This is a genomic window from Burkholderia sp. MSMB1826 (assembly GCF_001526325.1).
In the GTDB taxonomy this organism is placed as follows: domain Bacteria; phylum Pseudomonadota; class Gammaproteobacteria; order Burkholderiales; family Burkholderiaceae; genus Burkholderia.
Window position 1 is genome coordinate 56,845 of record NZ_LOYN01000029.1, and the last position, 21,403, is coordinate 78,247.

The window sequence follows — 21,403 nt, forward strand, 5'->3', positions numbered from 1 at the left end:
CGCCGATCGTCGACCGGCGCTTTTTTACGCGCGCGCGTCGCGGCGCGTCAGTGCTTGAGGCGGCCGAGCAGCAGGAACTCCATCAGCGCCTTCTGCACGTGCAGGCGGTTTTCCGCTTCATCCCACACGACGCTTTGCGGGCCGTCGATCACGCCGGCCGTCACTTCCTCGCCGCGGTGCGCGGGCAGGCAGTGCATGAAGAGGGCATCCGGATTCGCATGGCCCATCATTTCCTCGTCGACGCACCAGTCGGCGAATGCCTGCTTGCGCGCCTCGTTCTCGGCCTCGAAACCCATGCTCGTCCATACGTCGGTCGTCACGAGATCGGCGCCCTTGCACGCTTCGTTCGGATCGTCGAACACCTCGTAGAACGGCGCGCTGTCGGGCGACACGAGCTTCATGTCGAGCGCGTAGCCGGGCGGCGTCGACAGGCGCAGCTTGAAGCCGAGGATCTGCGCGGCTTCGATCCACGTGTACAGCATGTTGTTCGCGTCGCCGACCCACGCGACGGTCTTGCCGGCGATCGGGCCGCGGTGTTCGTAGTACGTGAAGATGTCGGCGAGCACCTGGCACGGGTGATATTCGTTGGTCAGGCCGTTGATCACCGGCACGCGGGAGTTCTGCGCGAAGCGCGTGATCACGTCCTGCTCGAACGTGCGGATCATGATGATGTCGACCATTCGCGAGATGACCTGCGCGGAATCCTCGACGGGTTCGCCGCGGCCGAGCTGCGTGTCGCGCGTGCTCATGAAGACGGCGTGGCCGCCGAGCTGGAAGATCCCGGCCTCGAACGACAGGCGCGTGCGCGTCGAGCTCTTCTCGAAGATCATCGCGAGCGTGCGGTCGTGCAGCGGGTGATAGGTCTCGTAGTTCTTGAACTTGCGCTTCAGGATACCCGTGCGTTCGAGCACGTACTCGTAGTCTTCCAGCGAGAAATCCTTGAACTGCAGGTAGTGACGAATGGTTTTGGCGGTCATGAAACGAAATACGGCGGGTCTCACCCGGCAGCGAGGCCGGACGGCGCCGCCGTCGGGTGTGGATAACTCAAAGCAGCATAAAGGATTTTCCGTGCTTTGACGAGCCGTGGCGCGACGCGACGCGGGATCGCCGCGTACGGCCGGCGGCGCGGGAGCGGGGGTGTCGGGACGACGCGCGATGGCGCGCTGCGGTATAATCCGAAAGTTTTCTCCAGCCCGGCAGGCAAGGCTTTTCGCGCTCTGCCGGACACAAGCCGTGCGCTGCACACATCCGGTGCAGTCCACCGGCGGCGCGCCTCGACGCCCCGTTTTCGGGATATCGATCGGCTCGTGCCGCCGACCCTCCAGCTTTGTGTTCGCGTACCCAGGCGCCGTTGCTTGGGCATCGCCGGGCCGTCACTTGGGTAACCACATGGCTGAAACCCCTCCGACCGAATTTTTCATCCAGGGCATCACGAAAGACGGGAAAAAGTTTCGCCCGAGCGACTGGTCGGAACGCCTGGCCGGTGTGATGGCCTGCTTCGGGCCGGGGGCGAGCGGGCCGAATGCGCGTCTCAAGTATTCGCTGTACGTGCGCCCGACGATGCTCGGCGACCTGAAATGCGTGATCCTCGATTCGCGGTTGCGCGACATCGAGCCGATGGCGTTCGATTTCGTGCTGAATTTCGCGAAGGACAACAACCTCGTCGTGACCGAGGCGTGCGAGCTGCCGGACTACAACACGAAGAAGTGAGTGGTGTCGACGGGCGAGGGCGCGTGCCGCGCCTGCCCGGACGAATGCCGCCGCCGTGCGTGATGCGCAGGCGACAGGCAACAAAAAAACCCGCATTCGCGGGTTTTTTTGCGATCGCAGGAAACAGGAGCGCCCGCGCAGGCGGGCGCACCAGATTTACGCTGCTGCCTGCAGGCCCTTGACGGCTGCGGCCAGGCGGCTCTTGCTGCGAGCGGCCTTGTTCTTGTGAACGATCTTCTTGTCGGCGATCGTGTCGATCGTCTTCACGGCAGCCTTGAACAGTTCGGCAGCCTTTGCCTGGTCGCCGGCTTCAACGGCCTTGCGAACCGACTTGATCGCGGTACGGAATTTCGAGCGCAGCGCCGAGTTGTGCGAATTTGCCTTCGCGGCTTGGCGGGCGCGCTTGCGTGCTTGTGCGGAGTTAGCCATGACGGTTCCTTATCCTGTCCTGTTTCCAGAGCTTGGAGCCTAGACGGCCAAGCGCTGCTTTTCGATCCGTCCCCTGAGAGCGATTGCCCAGGGGCGCATAAAAAACGGTGATTTTACCGGAGCCGACCCATGGAAACGTCAGGCGCAACGCATGTGGCAAGCCCAGAAACGGCGGATTATAGCAACAAAATCAAGCGCGTGGCAAGTTTGGCGTCGCCCACGCATGCCGGGCAGGTGCGGCGGGTGCGCTTTTCGGCATCCGGCCATGCCGTGCCGCGCAACGTCCGTATAATAAGCGCCCCATGAATCTATTCCGAGCCCTGCTGACGGTCAGCGGCTTCACGCTGCTGTCGCGCGTGACCGGACTGGCCCGCGAGACGCTGATCGCCCGTGCGTTCGGCGCCAGTCAATACACCGACGCGTTCTACGTCGCCTTCCGTATTCCGAACCTGCTGCGCCGCCTGTCCGCCGAAGGCGCGTTCTCGCAGGCGTTCGTGCCGATCCTCGCCGAGTTCAAGAACCAGCAGGGGCACGATGCGACGAAGGCGCTCGTCGACGCGATGTCCACCGTGCTCGCGTGGGCGCTGGCCGCGCTGTCGGTCGTCGGGATCGCCGGCGCGTCGTGGGTCGTGTTCGCGGTCGCGTCCGGCCTGCACGGCGACGGCCAGGCGTTCCCGCTCGCGGTCACGATGACGCGGATCATGTTCCCGTACATCGTGTTCATTTCGCTGACCACGCTCGCGTCGGGCGTGCTGAACACGTACAAGAGCTTCTCGCTGCCCGCGTTCGCGCCGGTGCTGCTCAACGTCGCGTTCATCGCCGCGGCCGTGTTCGTCGCGCCGCACCTGAAGGTGCCGGTCTACGCGCTCGCGTGGGCCGTCATCGTCGGCGGCGTGCTGCAGTTTCTCGTGCAGTTGCCGGGCCTGAAGAAGATCGACATGGTGCCGCTGATCGGCCTCAACCCGCTGCGTGCGCTGCGTCATCCGGGCGTGAAGCGCGTGCTCGCGAAGATGGTGCCCGCGACGTTCGCGGTGTCCGTCGCGCAACTGTCGCTGATCATCAACACCAACATCGCGTCGCGGCTCGGGCAGGGCGCCGTGTCGTGGATCAATTACGCCGACCGCCTGATGGAATTCCCGACGGCGCTGCTCGGCGTCGCGCTCGGCACGATCCTGCTGCCGAGCCTGTCGAAGGCGCACGTCGACGCCGATTCGCACGAATATTCGGCGCTGCTCGACTGGGGGCTGCGCGTCACGTTCCTGCTCGCGGCGCCGAGCGCGCTCGCGCTGTTCTTCTTCGCGACGCCGCTCACCGCGACGCTGTTCAACTACGGCAAGTTCGACGCGCATACCGTCACGATGGTCGCGCGCGCGCTCGCCACCTACGGGATCGGCCTCGTCGGCATCATCCTGATCAAGATCCTCGCGCCGGGCTTCTATGCGAAGCAGGACATCAAGACGCCCGTGAAGATCGCGATCGGCGTGCTGATCGTCACGCAACTGTCGAACTACGTGTTCGTGCCGCTGATCGGCCACGCGGGCCTCACGCTGAGCATCGGCGTCGGCGCATGCCTGAACTCGCTGCTGCTGTTCCTCGGGCTGCGCAAGCGCGGCATCTACCAGCCGTCGCCGGGCTGGCTGCGCTTTTTCGTGCAGCTCGTTGGCGCGGCGCTCGTGCTCGCGGGCCTGATGCACTGGTGCGCGATCAGTTTCGACTGGACCGGGATGCGCGCGCAGCCGCTCGATCGCATTGCGCTGATGGCCGCGTGTCTCGTGCTGTTTGCTGCACTATATTTCGGTATGTTGTGGGTGATGGGCTTCAAATACGCTTACTTCAGAAGGCGCGCCAAGTGACGACCGCAATGACCCGCGTCCTCGACTACTTCAGCACGCTCGTGGCGGACGACGACAGTCTGCCCGTGACGGAAGCCGCGCTGTCGTTGGCGCAGGACGCGTATCCCGACCTCGACCTGCAGGGCACGCTGGCCGAACTCGACATGCTGGCGGCGCGGCTGCGCCGGCGGCTGGCCGACGATACGGACCTGAAGGGCCGCGTCGCCGCGCTGAACGACTTCTTCTTCCGCGAGCTCGGCTTCGCGTGCAATCACAACGATTACTACGACCCCGATAACAGCCACCTGAACGCCGTGCTGAAACGGCGGCGCGGGATCCCGATCTCGCTGTCGGTGCTGTACCTGGAGCTCGCCGAGCAGATCGGCGTGCCGGCGCGCGGCGTGTCGTTCCCCGGTCATTTCCTGCTGCGCGTGACGCTGCCGGACGGCGACCTGATCATCGATCCGACCAACGGCCATTCGCTGTCCGAAGCCGAGATGGTCGAGATGCTCGAGCCGTACGTCGCGCGCGCGGCCGGTGCGGTCGACAGCGCGTTGCGCGCGCTGCTGCAGCCCGCGACGAGCCGCGAGATCATCGCGCGGATGTTGCGCAACCTGAAGACGATCTACTTGCAGACGGAACGCTGGCAGCGGCTGCTCGCGGTGCAGCAGCGGCTCGTGATCCTGTTGCCCGAGCAGCTCGACGAAGTGCGCGACCGCGGCTTCGCGTATGCGCGGCTCGACTACCTGCGTCCCGCGCTCGAGGATCTCGAGCAGTATCTCGGCGAGCGGCCGGAGGCGGAAGACGCGACCGTCGTCGAGTCGCAGGTCAGCGAATTGCGGCAGCGGATGCAGCGCGACGGCGAAGATTGAGTCGAGTCGCCCGCGCGTTCGCGGCCGGCATATGGAAGAAACGCCCGCATCGCGGGCGTTTTTCTTGCGCGCGTGCGGTGACGTCGGCCGCATCCGGGCCGCGCCGCCGGCGCAACCCGCGCGTTCGCCCGATCGCACGGGGTGCCACGGCGCAGCGGCGACACGTGCACGGTCGTGCACGTCGCGGCAGGCAAAAAAAACCGCCCGGAACGGGCGGCTTGCGGGTGCGCGACGCGCGGCTTACTTCAGTGCGGCAAACGCGCGCTCGCGGATTTCGTCGACGGTGCCGAGGCCCGAGATCTTGCGATACTGCGGCGCCTTCAGGCCGTTCTCCTCGCCGCGCTGCGCCCAGTCGCCGTAGTACGTGATCAGCGGCTTGGTTTGCGCTTCGTACACCTCGAGACGCTTCTTGACGGTTTCTTCCTTGTCGTCGTCGCGCTGGATCAGCGGTTCGCCCGTCACGTCGTCGTGGCCTTCGACCTTCGGCGGGTTGAACTTGACGTGGTACGTGCGGCCCGATGCCGGGTGCGTGCGGCGGCCGCTCATGCGTTCGATGATTTCCGAGAACGGGACGTCGATCTCGAGCACGTAGTCGATCGCGACGCCGGCTTCCTTCATCGCGTCAGCCTGCGCGATCGTGCGCGGGAAACCGTCGAACAGATAGCCGTTCGCGCAGTCGGAATCCTTCAGGCGTTCCTTGACGAGGCCGATGATCAGCGCGTCCGGCACGAGCTTGCCGGCGTCCATGTAGCCCTTCGCCTCGACGCCGAGCGGCGTGCCGGCCTTCACGGCCGCACGCAGCATGTCGCCCGTCGAGATTTGCGGGATGCCGAATTTTTCCTTGATGAAGTTTGCCTGGGTGCCCTTTCCCGCGCCGGGCGCGCCCAACAGGATCAAACGCATGGTGATATCTCCAAGTATGTAGATTCGTGTGGCGAGACACGAAGGCGTCGGCGACAGCGGGCGCGGGGCTTGCCCGGCGCGCGGCGGATCGGTCTGATGCGGCGCGTCGGCCAGGGCGACGCGCGGCTGCCGGCAAGGCCACGGGCGGGGTCAAGCGAGGACGCGCTGGTCGCGGACGGCTCGCACAATCGCCTGATTATGCCACGGGTTATTTTGAACCCGGCTGAAAAAGGGCCTGCACGCGCGCGAGATCGGCGGGCGTGTCGATGCCGGCTTCGGGCGCGGACTCGGTGATCAGCACTGCGATGCGCTCGCCGTGCCACAGCGCGCGCAGCTGTTCGAGCTGCTCGGCCTGTTCGATCGGCGCCTGCGCGAGCGACGGATAGGTGCGCAGGAAACGCGCGCGATACGCATAGAGGCCGATGTGTCGATAGACCGGGAAAGCCGCTGCCGGCATGGCCGCGACGTTCGGCCAGTGCGGCTGATAGGCGTCGCGGCTCCACGGAATCGGCGCGCGCGAGAAGTACAGCGCGACGCTCTGCGCGTCGAGCGCGACCTTCACGACGTTCGGGTTGAATACGTCGGCCGCGTCGTGGATCGGGTGAGCCGCGGTCGCGATCGCGCACGCCGGATGCGCGGCCAGGTGCGACGCTACGTCGCGCACGAGCACGGGGTCGATCAGCGGCTCGTCGCCCTGTACGTTGACGACGACGGTGTCGTCGCGCCAGCCGAAGGCCGCCGCGACTTCCGCGAGCCGATCGGTGCCGGACGGGTGATCGGCGCGGGTGAGCACCGCTTCGAAGCCGTGATCGCGCGCCGCGTCGAGCACGCTCTGCGCGTCGGAGGCGACGAGCACCTGCTGCGCGCCCGCCTCGCGCGCACGCTCGGCGACACGCACGACCATCGGCTTGCCGCCGAGATCGGCGAGCGGCTTGTTCGGGAGCCGCGTCGACGCGAGCCGGGCGGGAATGACGGCGATGAAGGGTTGCGGGTGAGTCATCGGGAGCGTTGGGAAGAACGGGGCGGGCGACGCCGGAAGCCGGTCGCCCGGCGGACTGCGGCGACCCGGCCGGGGCCGGGCCGCCGGTTTCGAATCGGTGCGCCGGGCGAGCGGCGCGGCGGTTCAGCGGCCGGCCGGGTCGACCGGCGTGCCTTCGACGGTCTGGCGCGCTTCGTCGACGAGCATCACCGGGATGCCGTCGCGAATCGGGTAGGCGAGCTTGTCCGCGTTGCAGATCAGCTCCTGCGCGGCACGGTCGTAGTGGAGCGGGCCTTTGCAGATAGGGCACACAATGATTTCAAGCAGGCGAGCGTCCACGGAGTTTCTCCACAACGAGGGCAATGAGGCGAGGGTCGAGCGCGGCTTCGACGGGGACCACCCACAGTCGGGCGTCGCGCCAGGAAGCGCCCAATTTTACTGCATCCTTCTCGGTGATCAGGATCGCATCGACGGCATCGTCGACGAACGGATTGTCGGCGAACGCGTAATGGTCGGGCAGCGCGCGGGTCGCCGGCGCGAGGCCGGCCGCGCGCAGCGTCGCGAAGAAGCGTTCCGGCGCGCCGATGCCGGCCGCGGCGAGCACGCGTTCGTTCGCGAATTGCGACAGCGGGCGGCGCAGCGCGGGCTGGTCGAGGTGCCACGCGGCGCCGGGCGTCAGCGCGAGCGCGTAGGTGTCGGGCCACGGCGGCAGCGCGCCGCTGTACGGATCGTTGACGAGCGTCGCGTCGCGGTGCCGCGACAGCGGCTCGCGCAGCGGGCCGGCCGGCAGCAGGAAGCCGTTGCCGCCGAGCCGGTGGTCGAATACGACGAGTTCGACGGTGCGCGCGAGACGGTAATGCTGCAGGCCGTCGTCGCTGACGATCACGTCGACGTCCGGGTGCGCGGCGCGCAGTGCCTGCGCGGCCGCGACGCGGTCCGGGCACACCCATACGGGCGCGCCGGTGCGGCGCGCGATCAAGAGCGGTTCGTCGCCGGCCGCGCCCGCGCGCGACGCCGGCGTGACGGCGGTCGGCGCCTTCACGTTCGCGCCATAGCCGCGCGACACGACGCCGGGCGTGAAGCCGGCCGCGCGCAGCGCGTCGACGAGTGCGATCACGGTCGGCGTCTTGCCGGTGCCGCCGACGGTCACGTTGCCGACCACGACCACCGGCACGCCGACGTCGACCGGCTGCTTCCAGCCTTGCGCGTAAGCGGTGCGCCGCAACGCCGCGCACAGGCCGAACACGCATGCGAACGGCGTGAGCGCCCATGCGAGCGCGCCGCGCCGCTGCCATTCGCGTGTCAGACGCGCTTCGAGTCGCGCGAGCGGGCCGCCGGGCGCGCTCATCGGGCCGGGCGCGGCGCGTCGTGCGCCGCGGCGAGGGACGGATTCGTCAAGGCGGATTCTCCGTTGGGCGGCGCATGCCGCAGGGTCCGTGGAAGGCGGCACTCTAGCGCGCCGCACGCGGGCGCGGCAAGCGCGATGGGCCGCTGCAGCGTGCGGGGCCGGATCGGGTCGGGCTGTGGATAACTCTGTGAAAAACTCCCCGGTCGATTGCCTCAAACGCCCGTCCGGCGGGCATCGAATCGGATGAGAATCATTCTGAAAGCTTTAAAAAATTATAAAAATCAACGTGTTACAAAGAATTGTCTGGCTTTTTTAGCGGTTTCCGAGCGTTTTACGCGGACGAATGCCAGAGTGTGGACACCTTTGCCGTGCCCGGCGGCGAATGCGGCGGCGCTGGACGTCGCGTGCATGTCGGACTATCGTGACGCCGCCAGCATTCATCCGACCGCCCATGCTTTCCGATTCTCCTTTTTCCGCACCCGGCGCCACGCGCGGCGGCGACGAAGTGATTCCCGTTTCGGCGCTCAATCGTGCGATTTCGACGATGCTCGAGCGTTCGTTTCCGCTGCTGTGGATTTCCGGCGAAGTGTCGAATTTCACGCGCGCGGCGAGCGGCCACTGGTATTTCTCGATCAAGGACCAGCAGGCGCAGATGCGCTGCGTGATGTTCCGCGGCCGCGCGCAATACGCGGAATTCACGCCGCGCGAAGGCGACCGCATCGAGGTGCGCGCGGTCGTCACGATGTACGAGCCGCGCGGCGAAGTGCAGCTCAATGTCGAAGCGGTGCGGCGCACCGGGCAGGGGCGCCTGTACGAGGCGTTCCTGCGGCTGAAGGCGCAGCTCGAAGGCGAGGGCCTGTTCGCCCCCGAGCGCAAGCGGCCGTTGCCGGCGCACCCGCGCGCGATCGGCATCGTCACGTCGCTGCAGGCCGCCGCGCTGCGCGACGTGCTGACCACGCTCGCGCGGCGCGCGCCGCACATTCCGGTGATCGTCTATCCGGCCCCCGTGCAGGGCGCCGGTTCCGCCGAAAAGCTCGTCGCGGCCGTCGCGACCGCGAATGCGCGGCGCGAGGTCGACGTGCTGCTGGTCTGTCGCGGCGGCGGCTCGATCGAGGATTTGTGGTCGTTCAACGACGAAGCGCTGGCGCGCGCGATCGCGGCGAGCGAGTTGCCGGTGGTGAGCGGCGTCGGGCACGAAACCGACTTCACGATCGCGGATTTCGCGGCCGACCTGCGCGCGCCGACGCCGACCGGTGCGGCCGAACTCGCGAGCCCGCAGCGCGCGCTGCTGCTGCGCGAGGTCGACGACCGCCGGCGTGCGCTCGCGCGCGGCATGGCGCGCCGGCTCGAGCAGCGTGCACAGCAGCTCGACTGGCTCGCGCGCCGGCTCGTGAGCCCGGCCGAGCGGCTGCAGCGGCAGCGCACGCACGTCGAGCAGCTCGCGGTGCGGCTGGCGTCGGCCGCATCGCGGCCGGTGCGCGATGCACGGGCGCGTTTCGCGCTCGCGCAGCTGCGCTGGCAGCGCGCGCGGCCCGATCCGTCACAGGCGCGCCACGCGCTCGCGGGAATGTCGCAACGGCTCGCGACCGCATTGCAGCGCCGTCATGAACGCGACACGGCGCGTGTGTCAGCCTGTGCGGCGCGGCTCGAGGTGCTGAGCCCGCAGCGCACGCTCGAGCGCGGCTATGCGGCGCTGATCGATGCGCAGACGGGCCGCGCGGTGCGTGCGCCGAACGCGCTGAAACCGCAGCGGCGCCTGACCGTGCATCTCGCCGAGGGTTCGGCCGACGTGTCGCTCGCCGACGTGCAGCCGCGCCTGACCGATACGATCTGACGTAAGCGGCGCGAGCGAAACGCGACGAACGCCGCAATGCGGGTCGCGCGACCGGGCACGAATGCTGCGCATCGTCGGGTTCGTCCTGCCGGACGTTGCGCCAGCATCGCTTTTTCGCATACCGCGGATAAATGGCCCGTGAGTTTGCGGGGATATTCGTCCTCGCCTACAATCGGACGCTCGGCAGCATTCAACACAGCCTCCCTACATACTCAACGAAGGAATCGCCATGGCTCATACGCTCCCGCCGCTCCCGTACGCTGAAGACGCACTCGCGCCGACCATCTCGAAAGAGACGATCGAGTACCACTACGGCAAGCATCATCAGGCTTATGTGACGAACCTGAACAATCTGATCCCGGGCACGGAATTCGAGAACCTGCCGCTGGAAGAGATCATCAAGAAGTCGTCGGGCGGCATCTTCAACAACGCCGCGCAAATCTGGAACCACACGTTCTTCTGGAACAGCCTGTCGCCGAACGGCGGCGGCGCACCGACGGGCGCGCTGGGCGATGCGATCAACGCGAAGTGGGGTTCGTACGACGCATTCAAGGAAGCGTTCTCGAAGGCGGCAGTCGGCACGTTCGGTTCGGGCTGGGCATGGCTCGTGAAGAAGGCCGACGGTTCGCTCGACATCGTGTCGACGAGCAACGCAGCCACGCCGCTGACGACCGCCGACAAGCCGCTGCTGACGATCGACGTGTGGGAACACGCGTACTACATCGACTACCGCAACGCACGTCCGAAGTTCGTCGAAGCGTTCTGGAACATCGTGAACTGGGACTTCGCCGCGAAGAACTTCGCGTAAGTCCGGCGCTTGCGCGCCGTCGCGGCGCGCGGCATCGAAAAAGCCCTCGTTTCGAGGGCTTTTTGTTTTTTTGTCCCGCCCGAACGCGGCGCGTGGGCCGGATCAGCCGGCCATGCCGAGCAGCCAGCCGAGCGCCGCGCTCGCGACCACGACGGCCCACGGCGGCACGCGCCAGAACACCAGCGCGACGAAGGCGACCAGCGCGGCGGCCAGGTCGCGCGGCGCGACGATCGTGTCGGTCCAGACCGGGCGATAGAGCGCGGCGAGCAGCAGCCCGACGACGGCCGCGTTCACGCCGGCGAGCGCGGCCTGCATCCGCGCGCTGCGGCGCAGGCGCTCCCAGTACGGCGCGGTGCCGGCGATGAGCAGGAACGACGGCGCGAAGATCGACACGAGTGCGATCGTGCCGCCGAGCCAGCCGTTCGGCGCATCGCGCAGCGACGCACCGAGGAATGCCGAGAACGTGAACAGCGGCCCCGGCACGGCCTGTGCGACCCCATACCCGGCGAGAAACGCCGAATCGCCGACCCAGCCGGGTGCGACCACAGCCGCCTGCAGCAGCGGCAGCACCACGTGGCCGCCGCCGAACACGAGCGCACCCGTGCGGAAGAACGCGTCGACGACGGCGAGCGTATCGGAGCGCAGCGTGCGGGCCGCGAACGGCAGGGCGACGAGCAGCGCCGCGAACACGGCGAGCCACAGCACGCCCGCCCGCGGCGACACGTGCAGCGGCAACGGTTCATGCGCGTCGCGCGCCAGTTGCGGCAGCAGCACGAGCCCGGCCGCTGCCGCCACGACGATCACCGCGACTTGCGTCCAGGCGGCCGGCGCGAGCAGCGCGACGCACGCGGCCGCGGCCATCAGCGTGACGCGCCGCGCATCCGGGCACAGCGTACGCGCCATGCCCCATACGGCTTGCGCGATCACCGCGACCGACACGATGCGCAGCCCGTGCAGTGCGCCCGCTTCGATCGGCGCGCCCGATGCGTGAACGCCGAGCGCGAACAGCATCATCAGCAGCGCCGATGGCAGCGTGAAGCCGAGCCACGCGGCGAACATGCCCGCATAGCCGGCACGCGCGAGACCGATCGCCATCCCGACCTGGCTGCTCGCCGGCCCCGGCAGGAACTGGCACAGCCCGACGAGATCCGCATAAGTGCGCTCGGTGAGCCAGCCGCGCCGCGTGACGAATTCCGCGCGAAAGTAGCCGAGATGCGCGACCGGCCCGCCGAACGACGTGAGGCCGAGCCGCAGGAATGCGACGAATACGGGCCACGGATGGCGCGCGGGGGCGGGAAGGGTCGACGTGTTCAAGACGGTGCGGGCGGCGGACGGAACGAGCCGCCACGATAGCGCAACTCGGCGGCCGCAGGCAGCGCATCGAGGCCGATCGAGGCCGAATGGCGGCCGTTGTGCGGCGTTCAGTGCGTGCCGTCGCCGAGCCCGCTCGCGCGGCGCAACGCGTCGATGTCCACGAGCTCGATCTCGCCGACGTGCAGCCGCACGACGCCGTCGGCCTGCAGCGCCTTCAGCAACTGGTTGGTGGTCTGCCGCGTCAGCGACAGCATCGACGCGAGCGTCTCCTGCGACAGCCGGACGTGCGTGCGCCCGGCGCTGATGCCGCCGTAGCCTTCGGCGATCATCAGCAGTCGCGCGGCGAGCCGCTGCGCGGCCGGCATCACGCTCATCGACTCGACGGTCAGGAAGCTCAGGCGCAGCTTTTGCGCCATCAGCAGCGCGAACTGCCGCCAGTACTGCGGCGTCGCATCGAGGATCGCGAGCAGCGCGGCCTGCGGCACGTGCAGCAGCAGCGCGTCGTCGAGCGCGATGGCGTCGTGCGTGCGCGGCTGGCCGTCGAACAACGCGATCTCGCCGAACCAGGTGACCGGCTCGGCCACCGTCAGCAGCGTTTCCTTGCCCTGCGGATCGACCGCACCTATCGTGAGTGAACCGGCCAGCACCGCGTACAGCCCGCACGGCGGATCGCCGCGCCGGAACAGCGCGTGGCCGGACGGCAGACGGCGCAGCGTCGCGCGGGCGATCAGTTCGGCGCGCAGCGCGGGCGGCAGCGCGGCGAACCACGGGTTCGCTTCGATCTGCGGCAGGTACGGGGCGAGCGAGGAAGGCATGGGCACGCGATGTCGGGTAGCTGACAGAGGTTCTCGGGCGTGACGCGCATCATAGCGCTCGATAACCGATCAGGAGACGCCATGAAAACCCTCGAAGACCATCTTTCCCAGTATGCGGCCTACCATCGCGACGCGCGCAACATCGCGACGCATCTGGTCGGCATCCCGATGATCGTGTTCGCGGTCGAGGTGTTGCTGTCGCGGCCGGCGATCGGCGCGCCGGCCGGCATTGCGTTGTCGCCGGCCTTGCTGCTCGCCGTCGTGTCCGCGGCGTTCTACCTGCGTCTCGACCTGCGGTTCGGGATCGTGATGACCGTGCTGCTCGCGCTCGGCCTGTGGGCCGCGCAGGCGCTGGCGCTGCTGCCGACCGCGCAATGGCTCGCGATCGGCGTCGGCGCGTTCGTGGTCGGCTGGATCGTGCAGTTCGTCGGGCATTGGTTCGAAGGCCGCAAACCCGCGTTCGTCGACGATCTGGTCGGCCTGATCGTCGGGCCGCTGTTCGTCGTCGCCGAGATCGCATTCTTCGCGGGGCTGCGCGGCGACGTGCGCCGCGAAGTCGAGCGGCGCGCGGGCCCGGTGCACGGCGGCGCGCATTCGCATGTCTGACAGGCCGGCCGGGCCGGTCTGCGTGTTCGGCGCAGGCGCGGTCGGCTGCTATCTCGGCGGCCGCCTCGCGGCGGCCGGTGCGAACGTGACGCTCGTCGGCCGTGCACGGATCGGCGACGCGATTCGTCGACACGGGCTCACGCTGACCGATCGGCGCGGCTATCGCGCGGCGCTCGCGCCGGCCGATGTCGGGTTCGCGACCGATCCGGCCGCGGCGGCCGACGCGCGGCTCGTGCTCGTCGCGGTGAAGTCGGCCGCCACGCGCGAGGCCGCCGCGCAACTGGCCGGCGTGCTGCGGCCCGGCACGATCGTGATCAGCTTTCAGAACGGCCTGCACCACGCCGATACGCTGCGCGACGCGTTGCCGCAAGCGACCGTGCTGGCCGGCATGGTGCCGTTCAACGTGATCGAGCGCGGGCCCGGCGCGTTTCACCAGGGTTCGGCCGGCACGCTCGCGGCCGACGCGGCGCCGGCGCTGCAGCCGTTCGCCAGCATGTTCGCGCGCGCCGGATTGCCGCTCGTGCTGCATCGCGACATGCGCGCCGTGCAGTGGGCGAAGCTGCTGCTCAACCTGAACAACGCGATCAACGCGCTCGCGAACCTGCCGCTGCGCGACGAACTTGCCCAGCGCACGTACCGGCGCTGCGTCGCATTGGCCCAGCGCGAGGCGCTGCACTGGCTGGCACGGGCCGCGATCCGCCCTGCACGGCTGACGCCGTTGCCGGCTGCATGGATTCCGGCCGTGCTCGATCTGCCCGATGCGGCGTTTCGCGTGCTCGGCGGACGGATGCTCGCGATCGATCCGTTGGCGCGGTCGTCGATGTCCGACGATCTCGCGGCGGGCCGCGCGACCGAAGTCGACTGGATCAACGGTGAAATCGTGCGGCTGGCCGGCCGCTTCGGTGCGCCGGCGCCGGTCAATGCGCGACTCTGCGCGCTCGTCCACGACGCGGAAAGCGCGGCGGCGCGCCCGGCGTGGCGCGGCGATGCGCTGTGGGCCGAGCTGTCCGCGCAGGCGCCGCGCACTGGCCGCGTGCCGGCAGCGTAGGCCGGCGTCGCACCATTGGCCGGCGGCGCGGTCCGTGCGCAACGGCTAAGATGCGGAGTGCGTCATCCGACGCTTTTGCGGAGCAATCGCCATGGTGGATCGCCCGACTCTCGATGCCTACGACGCCCATGCCGCGCAATATGCGCAGGACTGGCTCGACCAGGCGGCGCCCGACGACATGTATGCGCTGCTCGAACAGCATTTCTCGCCGGGGCTGACCGCCGACGTCGGCTGTGGCGCGGGGCGCGACACGGCCTGGCTCGCGTCGCGCGGGTTCGACGTGCGCGGCTACGACGCGAGCGCCGCGCTGCTCGACGAGGCGCGACGGCGCCATCCGGGTCTGGTTTTCGAGCTGGCCGCGCTGCCGGCGCTGGCCGGCGTACCGTCCGGCGCGTTTTGCAACGTGCTGTGCGAAACGGTCGTCATGCATCTCGAACAGGCGGACGCGGCGGCGGCCGCCGCGCGGCTGGCCGATCTGCTGATGCCGGGCGGCACGTTGTACCTGAGCTGGCGGGTGGGCGGAAACGGCATGTTGCGCGACGAGCGCGGCCGCCTCTATACGCCGCTCGACTCGGCGCGGATGCGTGCGGCGCTGGGCGCCGGCGTGCACGTGATCGACGAACACGAGGTCGTCGGCGCGTCGTCCGGCAAGCGCGTGCACCGGCTGATCGTGCGCAAGGCGGGCGGCGACGCGTGAACGCGACGCGCCCACGCACTTACTCGCGGCTGAGCGCCGCTTCCCAGTTGATGTCGACGCAGAGCACCTGCATGCCCGTCGCGGCCGGCGCGGCGATCGACGCGGTCACGCACAGGTGCGCCTCGTTGATCGACAGGTAGGGCGCCGTCAGGTGCACACCGCCCGGCGCGCGCATCGCGTCGATGAAATACGGGCGGCGTTCCCAGCTCGCGCCTTCGGAATGCAGCAGCGGCCGGAAGCGCTTCGCGCGTTGCGACACGCTGCCGCGCGCGAGCACGTTGTCGCCGATCTGGCGGCCCGACGCGTCGAGCAGGAAGCAGCGCGCGGTCTCGGGCAGCCCGAGCACGGCGGCGGCTGCGTCGGTGAGCGATTCGCCCGCGCCGAGCTTGCGGCTCGCTTCCTCGAGCGCGGCGACGTATGGCGCGAGCCGTTCCGCCTGCGTGCGCTCGCGCTGCGCGACGCGCAGCCGCAGCGCGGCCGACAGCGTGTCCATGCAGCCTGCGGCGGCCTGCGGCTGCACGGGATCGACGCTCGGCCCCGCGAAGTACTGGCCCTGCACGAAATCGACGTCGCATTCGAGCGCGATCAGCGCGTCGCGTTCGGTCGCGAGCCCGCCCATCAGCACGAGCTGGCCGGATTCGTGTAGCAGCGACACGAGCCCCGGCAGCACGCGTTCGAGATGCGAGTGCTCGCTCGCCTGCGCGAGGATGCCGCGGTCGAGCGTGACGATGTCCGGATGCAAATGCCACACGCGATCGATGTTCGAATGCTTCGCGCCGAAGCCGACGAGTGCGATCAGGAAGCCGGCCTTGCGCAGCCCGTCGATGATCGCCGCATAGCGCGGCGTCTCGCCGCCGGCCTGCTCGGGCACCTCGAGCACCACGCGGTGCGGCGGCAGCCCGAGCGCCTTCAGGTTCGCGAGCAGCGCGTCGCCGTAGATGGTGTCCATCAGCGCGGCCGGATGCAGGCTCAGGAAGAGCCATTCGTCGTGGCTGTCGAACGCGTGGAAGTTACCGAGGTGCAACGATTCGGCGAGCCGGCCGAGCTCCAGCAGGTCGCCGCGCCGCGCCGCCTGCGTGAATACCTCGTGCGACGCCACCTGGCGGCTTTCCTCGTCGTGCGCGCGCAGCGACGCGTGATAGCCGATCGCGCGCCGGTGCGACACCGAGAAAACGGGCTGGAACACGCTGAACACGGTGTAGCCGCCGTACAGCACGGTGCGCCGGTTCCCGTCGTCGCCGGCGACGGGGCGGGGCGGCTGAAAGCCGGGGGGATCGATTTCGATCATGCTCATGATGTCGGCCGAAGGAAGACTGCCAGTTTACCTACAGAATAGGCGAGCAAGAAGCATGCACGGCAGCGCGCCGCGCGCGGCCGCCATTCGCGGCCGGTACGCGCACGCGTGCCCGGCCGCGTTGCACCGCGATGGTGCGCGCGAGCCCGATTCGGCGCGCGCCGCGCGTCACGCGCGCTCGGACGGGTCGGTCTTGCGCGCGGTGCTGCGGATCTCGGGCGCGAGCTGCGCGAAGATCCACGCGGACGCGGCCGTGATGATCCCGACGCAGATGAACGTCGCATGGAACGCCGGCAGCGTGTTGCTCGGCGTCACGGTGCGCAGCATGCCGGTGAACGTCGCGAGCAGCGCGCCGGCGACCGTGACGCCGAGGCTCATCGACAGCATCTGCACGAGCGAGAACAGGCTGTTGCCGCTGCTCGCGCCGCCGGTGCCGAGATCCTTCAGCGTCAGCGTGTTCATCGCGGTGAACTGCATCGAGTTGAAGCCGCCGAACAGCGCGAGATGCACGACCTTCACCCACACCGGCACCGTGTCGCGCATCAGCGCGAAGCTCGCCATCATCACGCCGACCATGATCGTGTTCGCGAGCAGCACCTTGCGGTAGCCGTGCCGCGTGATCAGGCGCGTGATGATCCGTTTCGAGAACATGCCGGCCGCCGCGACCGGCAGCATCATCAGCCCGGCCTCGAACGCCGAGTAGCCGAGGCTCACCTGCAGCAGCAGCGGGATCAGGTACGGCATCGCGCCGCTGCCGATCCGCGCGAACAGGTTGCCGAGCAGCCCGACGCTGAACGTGTGGATCTTGAACAACTCCAGCGAGAAGATCGGCTGCGGCGCGCGCACCGCGTACAGCCCGTACGCGACGAAGCATGCGAGGCTCAGGATCAGCAGCACCAGCACGGCCGCGTGCTGCATGCCGAGATCGGCGAGCCCGTCGAGCGACAGCGAGATCGCGACCATCCCGATCGTCAGCAGCAGATAGCCCTTCAGGTCGAAGCGGCCGGCGGCCGGGTTGCGCGAATCGGGCATCGAATAGAAGGTCGCGATGCAGCCCGCGACGCCGACCGGCACGTTGATCAGGAAGATCCAGTGCCACGACGCGATCTTCACGAGCCAGCCGCCGAGCGTCGGCCCGATCAACGGGCCGATCAGCCCCGGAATCGCGACGAACGACAGCGCGGGCAGGTAGCGCTCGGCGGGGAACGTGCGCAGCACCGCGAGCCGCCCGACCGGCAGGAGCATCGCGCCGCCGACACCCTGCACGACGCGGAACGCGACGAGCTGCGTCAGCGTATGGGCGTTCGCGCACAGCAGCGAGCCGAGCGAGAACACCAGGATCGCGCTGAAGAACACGCGCCGCGTGCCGAACGTGTCGGCAAGCCAGCCCGACACGGGGATCATCACCGCCATCGTCAGCGAGTACGCGATCACGACCGATTGCATCCGCAGCGGCGATTCACCGAGGCTCGCGGCCATCGACGGCAGCGCCGTGTTGACGATCGTCGCGTCGAGCGTCTGCATGAAGAAGCCCGTCGCAACGAGCCAGAGCATCACGGTGAGGTTCTTTTCGCCGGGAGCGGCGGCGGGCGGGCGTTGGAACATGACGGCGGGGACGGTGGCGCGGGACAGCCGACATTGTAGGGAAAGCCGCCGCGCCGTGCAGTTCGGGGTGCTGTGTCGGGTGGCCCGCCCGGCTCGGCCGCCGGATGCCTGTCTCCGTCGGGCGGCCAGTACAGTTCAGCCGAAAGCGTCTGCGGCCGTATCTGTCCGTGTGCCGCCGCTATCCGAAATACTGGCGGCATCGACCCCGTGCGACCAGGAGGCTGCCATGCGCGAACTGCGACTTTACGTGATGGACGGCGACGAGCCGGCCGGACGGTGGCGGATCGTCGATCGCACGCTGCTCGAGGTGGCCGCAGGCGACGTGTGGGTGACCGTCGAGGGCCGGCCCGACGATCACTGGCTGGGTGCGGGCGCATCGCTGACGTTGCTGCCCGGCACGCGCGCGTGGGTCAGCGCCGGGCCGCGCGGCGCGACGTTCGCGTTCGGCCCGCTCGCGGCGCCGGCCGAGCGCCGCGCGCCGGCATGGTGGCGCCCGTTCGCCGCATGGCGCGGCGGCCGGCGTCACGCGGCCGCGTCGCTGCCGACGTAGCGCGCCCGCGGCCGGATCAGTTTCCCGTCCGCGTACTGTTCGAGCGCATGCGCGATCCAGCCGGCCGTGCGGCCGGCCGCGAACAGCGTGAACGCCGCGCCGTCGGGCAGCGCGAGCGTGCGCTCCAGCACCGCGAGCGCGAAATCGATCGTCGGCCGCAGGCCCGTCGCCGCTTCGACGCGCGAAGCGAGCGCGCGCGCCCTGCGCAGCGCCGGCCGCTCGGGTGTCGCCGCGTGCAGCGCATCGAGGAGCGCCCGCGCGCGCGGGTCGCCGTCGGGGTACAGCGGGTGCGCGAAGCCGGACAGGGCCGTGCGCCCGCCGTCCGCGCGTTCGTCGTGCGCCAGCCGCAGCGCGAGGTAGCGATCGAGATCGGCGGCGCGGGCGGCTTCGTCGAGCAGCGTGCCGGCGCGGAACGTCTCGCCGCCGTGGCGCGGCCCCGACAGCGCCGCGAGCCCGCCCGAGATCGCGCCGAACAGATGGGTGCCGGTCGATGCGATGCAGCGCACCGCGAAGGTCGACGGATTCAGTTCGTGATCGGCGCACAGCACGAGCGCACGCCGCAGCAGGTCGGCTTCGTCGCGCCGCCGCACGCGCCACGCGGCCGCGAGCTGGCGGTGCACGGGTGCGTCGCCCGGCGCGATGCCGGCGAGCGCGGCCGTCGCGACGCGCAGCAGCAGCGCCGCGGAATCGAGCTGCGCGTTGCGCCCCTGCGCCCACAGGCGCGGCAGCGATGCGGCCGCGGCCGGCAGCAGCACCAGCGCCCGTTCGAGCGGTGCGAGATGCGCCCAGCGACGCGCCCAGTCGTCCCACTGCGCCGCATCGAAACCGGTCGATGCGAGCGACGTGGCGGCCAGCCGCGCGGGTGGACAGTCCCACAGCCGCGCGGCCGTTTCTTCGAGCGTCGCAGCGTCGGCCAGCGCGATCGCATCGGTGCCGCGGTACCGCAGGCGGCCGTCGGCGATCTGCGTGATGCGCGATTCCAATACCGGCACGCCCCAGTCGAGCGAACGTTCGGCGACGCCGCCCGCGCGCTTCGCGTCGGCGCGGCGGCGCGCGAGCAGGCGCACCTCGTTCGCGTCGTAGCGGCGGCGCTTGGTCGCGCCGTCGGGCAGCGAGCGCAGCAGGCCGCGGCTCACGTATGCGTAGAGGGTGCTCACGCTGACGCCGAGCATGCCGGCGGCTTCCTGTGCACTGACGGATGTCATGCCGCTCGCTCCTGTCGCCGCGCATGAAACGCGGGTCCGCTACAACTATTCGTTATGTATTGATTCGCACAATCAAGATTGATCGTGCCCGTCGCGAATTCTAGACTCGATTCCGTCTCCCCAACGGCGTCTCCTTCACCATGACACCCGAATTCGCATTGGCGCATCTTTGGCAACTCGCAGACGGCGCGCGCGACGCGCTGGCCCGGACGACCGTGACCGGGCAGGACCCGGCGCTGCCGTCGACGTTTCATGTCGGCACGCTCGCCGCCGCGACGATCGCCGCAGCCGGGCTCGCGGCGGCCGAATGCCATCGGCTGCGAACGGGCGTGACGCAAACGGTCGACGTGTCGGTGCGCGACGCGCTCGTGGCGTTCCGCAGCGAACGCTACCTGCGCGTGGACGACGGGCCGCCGCCGGAGTTGCGCCATCCGGTGACCGGCTTCTTCGAGACGGGCGACGGACGCTGGATTCAACTGCATGCGAATTTTCCGCATCACCTGCACGGCATTCTCGACGTGCTCGGCTGCGGCTCGCAGCCCGCCGACGTGGCCGCGGCGATCCGTACGTGGGACGGCGCGGCACTCGACACGGCGCTGGCCGATGCCGGCCTCTGCGCGGCATTGATCAGAACCCCTGAGGAATGGGCGGCTCACGAGCAGGCGCGCGCGATCGCGTCGCTGCCGCTGTTCGAGATCGAGCGGATCGGCGACGCGCCGGCCGAGCCGATCGGCCGCGGCGAGGCCGACCAGCCGCTGGCGGGCGTGCGCGTGCTCGATCTCACGCGCATCATCGCGGGGCCGGTCGCGGGCCGCACGCTGGCGTCGCATGGCGCGCAGACGCTGCTCGTCAACGGTCCGCACCTGCCGAACATTGCGCCGCTCGTGATCGACAACGGGCGCGGCAAGCGTTCGACGTGGGTCGATCTGCGCGACTCGGCGGGCGTCGATACGCTGCACGCCCTGGCGCGCGATGCGGACGTGTTTCTGCAGTCGTACCGGCCCGGCGCGCTCGCGGCGCGCGGCTTTGCGCCGCAGGCCCTGGCGGCGCGGCGGCCCGGCATCGTCTACGTGTCGGTGTCGGCGTACGGGCATGCAGGACCGTGGGCGGCGCGGCGCGGGTTCGACAGCCTCGTGCAGTCGGCGAGCGGGATCGCGTGGCAGGAGCAGCAGGCCGCGCAGGCGAGCGGGCCGCGCCATCTGCCGTGCCAGGCGCTCGATCATGCAACGGGGTATCTCGCGGCGTTCGGCGCGATGATCGCGCTCGCACGGCGGGCGCGCGAAGGGGGAAGCTGGCACGTGCGGATGTCGCTCGCGCAGACGGGGCGCTGGCTGCAGTCGTTCGGCGTCGTGCCGGACGGGTTGCACGCGCCCGATCTCGCGCTTGCCGACGTGCGGGACCGGATCGACCGCATCGCCTCGCCGTTCGGCGTGCTCGACACCGTGCGGCCGGCCGAGCGCTTGTCGGCGACGCCGCCGTCGTTCGCGCGGCCGCCCGTGCCGCTCGGCACCGACGACGCACGCTGGCTGTGAGGGCCGGCGACGTGCGCTCGCG

At 69.5% G+C, this 21,403-nt stretch carries 21 protein-coding genes; 10 read left to right on the forward strand and 11 right to left on the reverse strand.

The features are described 5' to 3' along the window. Positions 1–47: 47 nt before the first annotated feature. Positions 48–977, reverse strand: a complete 930-nt coding sequence (gene argF / locus WS95_RS17785; RefSeq protein WP_006482207.1) for an ornithine carbamoyltransferase — start codon at positions 975–977, stop codon at positions 48–50. 412 nt (positions 978–1,389) lie between these two features. On the opposite strand from argF, the gene WS95_RS17790 reads away from it, so the two are divergent. Next, the gene (locus tag WS95_RS17790; RefSeq protein ID WP_011546046.1) at positions 1,390–1,710 is read left to right on the forward strand and encodes a DUF3579 domain-containing protein; all 321 of its coding nucleotides are present in this window, start codon (positions 1,390–1,392) and stop codon (positions 1,708–1,710) included. Positions 1,711–1,866: 156 nt separating this feature from the next. Here the strand turns inward: WS95_RS17790 and rpsT are convergent, their stop codons facing one another. Then, complete coding sequence (rpsT, locus tag WS95_RS17795) at positions 1,867–2,139, reverse strand: 30S ribosomal protein S20 (RefSeq protein ID WP_006482211.1); 273 nt, start codon at positions 2,137–2,139, stop codon at positions 1,867–1,869. Positions 2,140–2,441: 302 nt separating this feature from the next. Between rpsT and murJ the strand changes: the two genes are divergently transcribed. Continuing rightward, a complete protein-coding gene (murJ, locus tag WS95_RS17800; protein ID WP_059782205.1) occupies positions 2,442–3,992 on the forward strand; it encodes a murein biosynthesis integral membrane protein MurJ in 1,551 nt (516 codons plus the stop codon). An 8-nt stretch (positions 3,993–4,000) separates the two neighbouring features. Beyond that, entirely contained in the window at positions 4,001–4,843 is an 843-nt protein-coding gene (locus tag WS95_RS17805; RefSeq protein WP_011546044.1) for a SirB1 family protein, read from the forward strand. A 240-nt stretch (positions 4,844–5,083) separates the two neighbouring features. Here the strand turns inward: WS95_RS17805 and adk are convergent, their stop codons facing one another. The 4 genes from adk to lpxK all read right to left on the reverse strand — a co-directional run bounded on the left by adk (position 5,084) and on the right by lpxK (position 8,073). Next, positions 5,084–5,746, reverse strand: coding sequence for an adenylate kinase (adk, locus tag WS95_RS17810; protein WP_059824888.1), 663 nt, complete (start codon positions 5,744–5,746; stop codon positions 5,084–5,086). Between the two features lie 208 nt (positions 5,747–5,954). Next, a complete protein-coding gene (gene kdsB / locus WS95_RS17815; RefSeq protein ID WP_034208215.1) occupies positions 5,955–6,746 on the reverse strand; it encodes a 3-deoxy-manno-octulosonate cytidylyltransferase in 792 nt (263 codons plus the stop codon). Between the two features lie 123 nt (positions 6,747–6,869). Then, positions 6,870–7,064: a Trm112 family protein gene (locus WS95_RS17820; protein ID WP_006482216.1), complete on the reverse strand. Its 195-nt coding sequence runs from the start codon at positions 7,062–7,064 to the stop codon at positions 6,870–6,872. Then, entirely contained in the window at positions 7,045–8,073 is a 1,029-nt protein-coding gene (gene lpxK, locus WS95_RS17825) for a tetraacyldisaccharide 4'-kinase (protein ID WP_027812762.1), read from the reverse strand. Before lpxK ends, WS95_RS17820 begins: the two co-directional genes overlap by 20 nt. Positions 8,074–8,524: 451 nt before the next feature. Here lpxK and xseA point away from each other — a divergent pair, with 451 nt between their 5' ends. Further along, entirely contained in the window at positions 8,525–9,907 is a 1,383-nt protein-coding gene (xseA, locus tag WS95_RS17830; RefSeq protein ID WP_059824889.1) for an exodeoxyribonuclease VII large subunit, read from the forward strand. Positions 9,908–10,136: 229 nt separating this feature from the next. Beyond that, positions 10,137–10,715, forward strand: coding sequence for a superoxide dismutase [Fe] (gene sodB / locus WS95_RS17835; RefSeq protein WP_034208212.1), 579 nt, complete (start codon positions 10,137–10,139; stop codon positions 10,713–10,715). Between the two features lie 102 nt (positions 10,716–10,817). Here the strand turns inward: sodB and chrA are convergent, their stop codons facing one another. Continuing rightward, on the reverse strand, positions 10,818–12,029 hold the full coding sequence (gene chrA, locus WS95_RS17840; protein ID WP_059824890.1) for a chromate efflux transporter: 1,212 nt from the start codon (positions 12,027–12,029) through the stop codon (positions 10,818–10,820). Between the two features lie 107 nt (positions 12,030–12,136). Further along, complete coding sequence (locus tag WS95_RS17845; protein WP_034208210.1) at positions 12,137–12,844, reverse strand: Crp/Fnr family transcriptional regulator; 708 nt, start codon at positions 12,842–12,844, stop codon at positions 12,137–12,139. A gap of 81 nt (positions 12,845–12,925) precedes the next feature. On the opposite strand from WS95_RS17845, the gene WS95_RS17850 reads away from it, so the two are divergent. From WS95_RS17850 to WS95_RS17860, 3 genes are all read left to right on the forward strand, one after another. Next, positions 12,926–13,450 carry an Mpo1 family 2-hydroxy fatty acid dioxygenase gene (locus tag WS95_RS17850; protein ID WP_059782214.1) on the forward strand — a complete coding sequence of 175 codons (525 nt, stop codon included), beginning with the start codon at positions 12,926–12,928 and terminating at the stop codon, positions 13,448–13,450. Continuing rightward, positions 13,443–14,498 (forward strand): 2-dehydropantoate 2-reductase, encoded by a 1,056-nt coding sequence (locus WS95_RS17855; RefSeq protein ID WP_059824892.1) that lies wholly within the window; start codon positions 13,443–13,445, stop codon positions 14,496–14,498. The genes WS95_RS17850 and WS95_RS17855 overlap by 8 nt, the downstream gene beginning before the upstream one ends. 91 nt (positions 14,499–14,589) lie before the next feature. Next, complete coding sequence (locus WS95_RS17860) at positions 14,590–15,195, forward strand: class I SAM-dependent methyltransferase (protein WP_059824894.1); 606 nt, start codon at positions 14,590–14,592, stop codon at positions 15,193–15,195. A gap of 19 nt (positions 15,196–15,214) precedes the next feature. Here the strand turns inward: WS95_RS17860 and WS95_RS17865 are convergent, their stop codons facing one another. Continuing rightward, positions 15,215–16,489: an EAL domain-containing protein gene (locus tag WS95_RS17865; protein WP_034208206.1), complete on the reverse strand. Its 1,275-nt coding sequence runs from the start codon at positions 16,487–16,489 to the stop codon at positions 15,215–15,217. 168 nt (positions 16,490–16,657) lie between these two features. Then, a complete protein-coding gene (gene mdtD / locus WS95_RS17870) occupies positions 16,658–18,094 on the reverse strand; it encodes a multidrug transporter subunit MdtD (RefSeq protein WP_034208205.1) in 1,437 nt (478 codons plus the stop codon). A gap of 226 nt (positions 18,095–18,320) precedes the next feature. On the opposite strand from mdtD, the gene WS95_RS17875 reads away from it, so the two are divergent. After that, positions 18,321–18,644 carry a DUF2917 domain-containing protein gene (locus tag WS95_RS17875; protein WP_034208204.1) on the forward strand — a complete coding sequence of 108 codons (324 nt, stop codon included), beginning with the start codon at positions 18,321–18,323 and terminating at the stop codon, positions 18,642–18,644. On the opposite strand, the gene WS95_RS17880 is transcribed toward WS95_RS17875, so the two are convergent. Further along, positions 18,617–19,849 (reverse strand): citrate/2-methylcitrate synthase, encoded by a 1,233-nt coding sequence (locus tag WS95_RS17880; protein ID WP_059824895.1) that lies wholly within the window; start codon positions 19,847–19,849, stop codon positions 18,617–18,619. The genes WS95_RS17875 and WS95_RS17880 overlap by 28 nt on opposite strands. A 140-nt stretch (positions 19,850–19,989) precedes the next feature. Here WS95_RS17880 and WS95_RS17885 point away from each other — a divergent pair, with 140 nt between their 5' ends. Next, a complete protein-coding gene (locus tag WS95_RS17885) occupies positions 19,990–21,381 on the forward strand; it encodes a CoA transferase (protein ID WP_059824897.1) in 1,392 nt (463 codons plus the stop codon). The last annotated feature ends 22 nt before the right edge of the window (positions 21,382–21,403 follow it).

Coding starts and splice junctions, on each gene's coding strand:
- mdtD (WP_034208205.1), bottom strand. CDS start 18,094: ATGTTCCAACGCCCGCCCGCCGCCGCTCCCGGCGAAAAGAACCTCACC.
- lpxK (WP_027812762.1), bottom strand. CDS start 8,073: ATGAGCGCGCCCGGCGGCCCGCTCGCGCGACTCGAAGCGCGTCTGACA.
- WS95_RS17885 (WP_059824897.1), top strand. CDS start 19,990: ATGACACCCGAATTCGCATTGGCGCATCTTTGGCAACTCGCAGACGGC.
- argF (WP_006482207.1), bottom strand. CDS start 977: ATGACCGCCAAAACCATTCGTCACTACCTGCAGTTCAAGGATTTCTCG.
- xseA (WP_059824889.1), top strand. CDS start 8,525: ATGCTTTCCGATTCTCCTTTTTCCGCACCCGGCGCCACGCGCGGCGGC.
- sodB (WP_034208212.1), top strand. CDS start 10,137: ATGGCTCATACGCTCCCGCCGCTCCCGTACGCTGAAGACGCACTCGCG.
- WS95_RS17865 (WP_034208206.1), bottom strand. CDS start 16,489: ATGAGCATGATCGAAATCGATCCCCCCGGCTTTCAGCCGCCCCGCCCC.
- WS95_RS17805 (WP_011546044.1), top strand. CDS start 4,001: ATGACCCGCGTCCTCGACTACTTCAGCACGCTCGTGGCGGACGACGAC.
- WS95_RS17850 (WP_059782214.1), top strand. CDS start 12,926: ATGAAAACCCTCGAAGACCATCTTTCCCAGTATGCGGCCTACCATCGC.
- adk (WP_059824888.1), bottom strand. CDS start 5,746: ATGCGTTTGATCCTGTTGGGCGCGCCCGGCGCGGGAAAGGGCACCCAG.
- murJ (WP_059782205.1), top strand. CDS start 2,442: ATGAATCTATTCCGAGCCCTGCTGACGGTCAGCGGCTTCACGCTGCTG.
- WS95_RS17875 (WP_034208204.1), top strand. CDS start 18,321: ATGCGCGAACTGCGACTTTACGTGATGGACGGCGACGAGCCGGCCGGA.
- rpsT (WP_006482211.1), bottom strand. CDS start 2,139: ATGGCTAACTCCGCACAAGCACGCAAGCGCGCCCGCCAAGCCGCGAAG.
- kdsB (WP_034208215.1), bottom strand. CDS start 6,746: ATGACTCACCCGCAACCCTTCATCGCCGTCATTCCCGCCCGGCTCGCG.
- WS95_RS17860 (WP_059824894.1), top strand. CDS start 14,590: ATGGTGGATCGCCCGACTCTCGATGCCTACGACGCCCATGCCGCGCAA.
- WS95_RS17855 (WP_059824892.1), top strand. CDS start 13,443: ATGTCTGACAGGCCGGCCGGGCCGGTCTGCGTGTTCGGCGCAGGCGCG.
- WS95_RS17845 (WP_034208210.1), bottom strand. CDS start 12,844: ATGCCTTCCTCGCTCGCCCCGTACCTGCCGCAGATCGAAGCGAACCCG.
- WS95_RS17790 (WP_011546046.1), top strand. CDS start 1,390: ATGGCTGAAACCCCTCCGACCGAATTTTTCATCCAGGGCATCACGAAA.
- WS95_RS17880 (WP_059824895.1), bottom strand. CDS start 19,849: ATGACATCCGTCAGTGCACAGGAAGCCGCCGGCATGCTCGGCGTCAGC.